This is a genomic window from Mesorhizobium sp. M7A.F.Ca.CA.001.08.2.1 (genome assembly GCF_003998455.1).
Classification (GTDB): domain Bacteria; phylum Pseudomonadota; class Alphaproteobacteria; order Rhizobiales; family Rhizobiaceae; genus Mesorhizobium; species Mesorhizobium ciceri.
This window is the reverse complement of sequence record NZ_RZPW01001374.1, coordinates 1-656: the sequence shown is the minus strand read 5'-3', so window position 1 is coordinate 656 and position 656 is coordinate 1. Positions and strand designations below refer to the sequence as shown.

The following is a 656-nucleotide window of genomic DNA, read 5'->3' as shown; positions in this document are numbered from 1 at the left end:
GCTTCATCGATTGCCTGTTTTCACGCTGCCGTGCGCCGCTGGATCTGACGGTGGAGGTGGATCCGGACATTTCTATTGCCGAAGAGGGGGCGCCAGGCAGCCGCCCAGGCGCCGACATGCTGTGCTGCGGCATGCGCACCAGGGCGCTGAAAAGCTATTGTACCTACCACCAGGCGCGCTTCCAGCGCCGCGTATTTGTTGCGAAGGGGTGAGGTTTGATCTCTTCTCCCCCGTTCACGGGGAGAAGGTGCCGGCAGGGCAATGAGGGGCAGCGCTGACGAGGCAGGATGGAAGCTGACATGAAATTCAAGCATCCGATTCAGATGCCACTTACCGAAGCGCTGGCGCCGCCCCTCATTGCCCTGCCGGGCGTTCGCTGTTCGAAAAGCCAAGCAATTGGCTTTTCGTCCGCTGCTCGGATCACACCTCACCCCCGTAAACGGGGAGAAAGAAGCAAAGCCCTATTTCGGCATCTGCCGGCCTTGCTTGGGCGTGCGGCTCTGCATGCTCCTTGCGTCCATCGCCATCGGCGGGTTGCCCTCGCCGACCAATATGCCGGTCACCCGGGCAAAGCCGGTAAACACCTTCATGGCGTCGGCTTCGGAGATCTGGGCGGCAATCGCCGCGCTGCAGGCGTTCAACGCGCTGCGGTAGAC

General features: G+C 62.0%; 2 pseudogenes. One reads left to right on the top strand and one right to left on the bottom strand.

What is annotated here, in order from left to right:
• Positions 1 to 212, top strand: a pseudogene (locus EN914_RS37495) (GcrA cell cycle regulator); the annotation flags it as partial.
• A gap of 249 nt (positions 213 to 461) precedes the next feature.
• Here the strand turns inward: EN914_RS37495 and EN914_RS37490 are convergent.
• Positions 462 to 656 (bottom strand): annotated as a pseudogene (locus EN914_RS37490) (DUF982 domain-containing protein); the annotation flags it as partial.